We start from the raw sequence: 4,694 nt of genomic DNA, 5'->3' as shown, positions 1-4,694 counted from the left end.
ATGTCAGGTGTTATGCCGCCGATGCCCATGTTGGGTCGCTCGTTGTCGTAAGGCCCGAGCCAATCCGCGGCCTGTTTCTGCGCCCCCTCAATAGTTTCAAAGATGTATTGATCCAGCCGTTCATGCCTGACCGGTCGGTTGTATCGCTCGATATAAGCGTTCTGCTACAGCCGGCGGGGCTGGATGTGCGCCAAAGTGATATTGTGCTTCTCAGCCCATTCCATCAACTTTTGGCGAGTGGATTCTAGGTCGAAAAGAGCCTTTGCGCTTGACGGATACTCAGGGGCTGGATGGCAGGCCGTTGAAGTGGCGAAAGGGGCTGCGATTTGTCATCCCGCGAAGCTAAGGTCACCGCCCCGCCCCCACAAGTCAGTTTCCTGTGACACCACCAGATCAACGCTTCGATGCGTAGTATGATACCCGCCTTTCGAGATAGGCGAGAAACTCGGAAATAGTGAACGCAAGCGCGAAGAGGACGATCAGAACTGCCCAAAAATGCCCCATCAGGAAGTTAGCCGAATAGAGCTCGAACAACGCTCCGAAGCCGACAATTGAAATTAGAAGTTGGCCAATTATCACACCCTTAACCGCTCGGATGATCCCGATACGAACCCCGCCTAGAATCTCCGGAAGCGCCGCCCAGAAATAGATTTTAAAGAAAGCGTTGAGCGGCGACGCACCAAAGCTATGCGCCATTTCAACGAGCGATCTGTTGATCTGAATAACCCCTGCGCGGGAATTCAATATGATGATCCAGATTGCGAACAACGCCGTCGTAATGATGATCGACTTCATTCCAAATCCGAATAGAACCATGAGCACCGGCACAAGCGCCGTTAGCGGTGCGCTGAGGAATACGTTTACCCAGGGCAGCAACAGTTCATCCAGAAGTCTGCTTTTGCCCATAAGGATACCAACCGGGATTCCAATCGCGATTGCAAACGCCACGCCAACAAAGAACGCGTAAGCTGTCTCAGCCAGAGCTTTCTGAAACGCCGGAGTCCCGATGATCGAAAAAAGAGTCGCCAGAACTTCACTCAGCGGGGGGATAAAGAAGGTCAGTTCTGCTTGACCGACAATTTCCCAGAGCAGTCCCCAAACTATCAAAGACGACATTCCTGGAAGTCGATATCCATAGACTATCATGACCTGTCCCTATTCCACATAGCCACGAAGCGAGGCCCAGATGTTGTCGACAATGTCGAGATATTCGGGGTCACGGCGTATGTTATCAACACCCTTGTCCCGAAAGCTTGATGGTCGGATGATTTCAGAGACACGGCTCGGCCGGGGCAACAAGATTGCGATCTGATCAGAGACGTATACAGCCTCTTCGATTGAATGCGTCACGAAGATGAACGTCTTGTTCTCGATTTGCACAAGGTTCAGGAGGTCTTCCTGAAATTTGCGTCGGGTTTGTTCATCCACTGCCGAGAATGGCTCGTCCATCAGAAGAACGTCCGAATCGACCGCAAGCGCGCGGGCAAGCCCCACGCGCTGCCGCATCCCGCCGGAAAGCTCATGCGGATAGCTTTGTTCGAACCCGGCAAGGCCGACTTCCTTAATATACTTTTCGGCAATCGCCTCACGCTCGGACGCTGCGACCCCCCGCATCTCAAGCCCGAATGCTACGTTACGGATAACAGTTGCCCAGGGCAAAAGAGCGAAGTCTTGAAAGACGAAAGCTCTGTCTTTGCCCGGTCCCGAAACAGTTTTTCCGTTGACTTCAACCTGGCCCGAGGTGGGTTCCAGAAGGCCGGCAATAATCTTCAGGAGTGTCGTCTTCCCACAGCCTGAAGGCCCAAGCAGGGACGTGAGCTGGCCACGTGGAAACTCCAGAGACATATCACGCAGGGCTTCAACGTCCCCGTAATTCTTCGAAATATTGCGGACCGAGACGGCGCTCTCGAATTCCATTGGCGTCGTCTGCGCCGTCACTTCTTTAATCGGAGACATAGCCACGTTGGTTTCCTTTGAAGAGAACTTTTTCAATCTTCTCGAGCAGGTTCAGAAACAGAACAGCGAGAAGGATGATCGAGAATATGGCCGCATACATACTGGGATAATCGGCAATCGATCGACTGTAGGTTATGATATCTCCCACGCCGGTCGGAGTAATCTTCAATTCGGCCAGGATCGCGCCAATAAAGCCCGCCGAGATACCTAAACGAAGACCTGCAAAAATGACCGGCGATGCAGCCGGGATCACAATTCTAAGTAGAATTGATGTCTTGGAAGCCAAGAAAGACTGGCCCATTTCCTTAATAGATTCCGGCGTGTTTCGAACAGCGCCACTGGTATTCAAAACGATGACTGGCATTGCCATAATGCACACTACAATCACCTTCGAAGTCAGACCTATCCCATAGGCAAGAACCAAAAGCGGGATTAGTGCTGCCAGCGGTGCGGCCTGCATAACGATGAAAATTGGCGAAAAAAGCCAGTCGAAAAAACTGTTCAAGCCGACCCATAGGCCAATCGCAATTCCAAGCACGGCAGAGATCGCAATTCCAATCGCCAAAGGACGGAGCGTTTCAGAGTAAGCCTCGAACATCATTCCGTTCATGGTCATTTCGAAAAGTGCTGTCATCGACTCCAGGAACGTCGGAAATGCGAAGCTAACCGGGATGCGACCGGCAATCTCCCACGCACCAAAAAGAACAACTGCTGACAAAAGTTTCAGGAGAAGGGCGCGATTGAGCATGTTCAGCTTTCTCTCAGGAATCTGCAAAATGCCGCCGCGCCTGCGAAGAAGCGCGGCAGCCGTTGAGAGTGGTTATTTCATTGCCGCATCAAGCGGTGCGAGATACCAGAAGTCTTCGATTTTCAACTCGCTTGGAGACCCCTCGAGTTGGCCAGCGGACGAATACCATTCCATATCTGCCTGAGCCGCTTTGCGTCCGCCGCCATTGGGATCATAAAGACCGCCCTCGACCGCATCCGCATAAAAGCCATCAAGCTCCGCAAGGATCTCAGCGGGAAGCTGACCAATCGGGCCGTCAGGATCGGTCTCGCGGCGAATAATAGTCGGATCTTCGTGCATGTCCTGCCATGTGCTTAAAAGGGCATTTACGAAAATCGCGACGTCATCTTCGTTCTCCTGAATCCAATTCAGGTTCCCAAAGAGTGCCTCGTCGCTCGCTTCAACTTCAAACATCTCAAGTACATTGAAGTTTGCCGCAGCATCGCTACGCATAAGCTTGTTTTTGTTTGATAAATCGATGATCGTTGCATCGGCACGACCGCCTAGAAGAGCGGCCACACGGTTGGATGAGCCCGGAACATACGACCGATCACCAAAGGTGATACCCACCCGGTCTTCGATCACGTTTGCAATTGAATCCGTGCCGCCTCCGCGCGAGTGCAGAAGGATCGGTTCGCCATCCAGTTCCTGAAGCGTTCCGTATTTGGCGGTAGTGACCGGGAAGAATTTCAGCTTTGAAAGCTGGAAGATGATGCGGAGCGGCGCCTTCGATCGCTGCATGGCTGCGTAAGGTGTGCCAAATCCAATGTCCATCTGGCCGCTCAAAACAGCCTGAATGGCAAGTTCTTCGTCCGAGAATGCCGTCCATTCATAGTCAAGGCCGTTAGCCTTGGCACGGTCGAGGGCCACGAAGAAGGCCGCCAATTCGTCGGACGGCGTCTCCGCCAGAGCGATCTTAATTCTCTCGGCGTGTGCCGCGCCTACTGTAATGCCGATTGCCAATGGCAACGCGATAGCGGCCACTGCGGCCCGTTTCAAAAGGTGTATCATCTATCTCCTCCCTGAGATTTTCTAGTTAATATTTACGTGTGTGGTCACCGGCATTCCGCTCATTCTGATCCACGCATTTAGTTCTTTACTCAAACCTCTCCGAACAGCCTGGCCGACACGGATACAAGATGTGCCCGCATAGCGGCTTGCGCTGCGGCTGGATTTCGCGCCTCGATTGCAGCGACGATCTGGTCATGTTCAGCAAAACTCGTATGACTGCGTGGCGCGCGATCAGATGTTCGGACAACAGTGTTCCAAGCAACAGCGCGCCTCACCCCATTCAGATGACCGAATAGCGACAAAATAAGAACGTTGCCTGAAGCCTCAGCGATTAACCGATGAAAAATGTCATCTTGCGCTTCGTACTCATCCCACGACTGCGCATTCAAGGCATGGTCGCGAGCCAATTTCAGTCGCGTCACAGAATCCTCAGATGCGTTAATTGCCGCCTCTAAGGCGATCGCAGGTTCTAACGAAAGACGCGCGCGCATAAGCTGTATAGGCGTGACCTGCTGGCTCAGCACAGAAAGAGCACTTGCCCCCGCCTGAAGGCCTTGAGATGCAATGAATGTGCCCTTACCAACATGACGCCAAATCGAACCCTCGCGTTCAAGCATGTCAAAAGCCTTCCGCAGCGTGGAGCGACTCATACCGAGCCTTACGATCAGTTCACGTTCGGCAGGAAGCCGATCGCCGCACATGACCCAGATTCGCATGATCCAGGGCGGACCGGATGCCTTTGCAGTGCTCCAGGACTGGTCGGAGACACCTGACCTGCGCCCGAGCGAATAGCCTGTCGACAAGCACACAACAGGGAGCGCTCTCTCCGAGCGCTCCCATCTCCTATCGATCGAAGTAGCCTATGCTCACACTGAACAACATAGAAGTCGTCTACAGCGATGTCATCCAAGTGCTGCGCGGGGTGTCCATCGAAGTACCT

5 protein-coding genes and 1 pseudogene are annotated in these 4,694 nt (G+C 53.0%); all 6 read right to left on the bottom strand.

From position 1 onward, the window contains the following. Positions 1–230 (bottom strand): annotated as a pseudogene (locus tag AC221Y_RS20425) (integrase core domain-containing protein); the annotation flags it as partial. Between the two features lie 163 nt (positions 231–393). Continuing rightward, a complete protein-coding gene (locus tag AC221Y_RS20420; RefSeq protein WP_299753775.1) occupies positions 394–1,146 on the bottom strand; it encodes an ABC transporter permease in 753 nt (250 codons plus the stop codon). A 9-nt stretch (positions 1,147–1,155) separates the two neighbouring features. Next, entirely contained in the window at positions 1,156–1,956 is an 801-nt protein-coding gene (locus AC221Y_RS20415; RefSeq protein WP_299753790.1) for an ABC transporter ATP-binding protein, read from the bottom strand. Continuing rightward, the gene (locus tag AC221Y_RS20410) at positions 1,943–2,704 is read right to left on the bottom strand and encodes an ABC transporter permease (RefSeq protein WP_299753774.1); all 762 of its coding nucleotides are present in this window, start codon (positions 2,702–2,704) and stop codon (positions 1,943–1,945) included. The genes AC221Y_RS20415 and AC221Y_RS20410 overlap by 14 nt, the downstream gene beginning before the upstream one ends. A gap of 72 nt (positions 2,705–2,776) precedes the next feature. After that, positions 2,777–3,754 carry an ABC transporter substrate-binding protein gene (locus AC221Y_RS20405; protein ID WP_299753773.1) on the bottom strand — a complete coding sequence of 326 codons (978 nt, stop codon included), beginning with the start codon at positions 3,752–3,754 and terminating at the stop codon, positions 2,777–2,779. Positions 3,755–3,843: 89 nt separating this feature from the next. Then, on the bottom strand, positions 3,844–4,470 hold the full coding sequence (locus tag AC221Y_RS20400; RefSeq protein ID WP_486708218.1) for a FadR/GntR family transcriptional regulator: 627 nt from the start codon (positions 4,468–4,470) through the stop codon (positions 3,844–3,846). Positions 4,471–4,694: the final 224 nt, after the last annotated feature.

It is taken from the genome of Boseongicola sp., assembly GCF_057460485.1.
The sequence above is the reverse complement of the archived record's forward strand: the minus strand, read 5'-3'. Positions and strand labels throughout refer to the sequence as shown.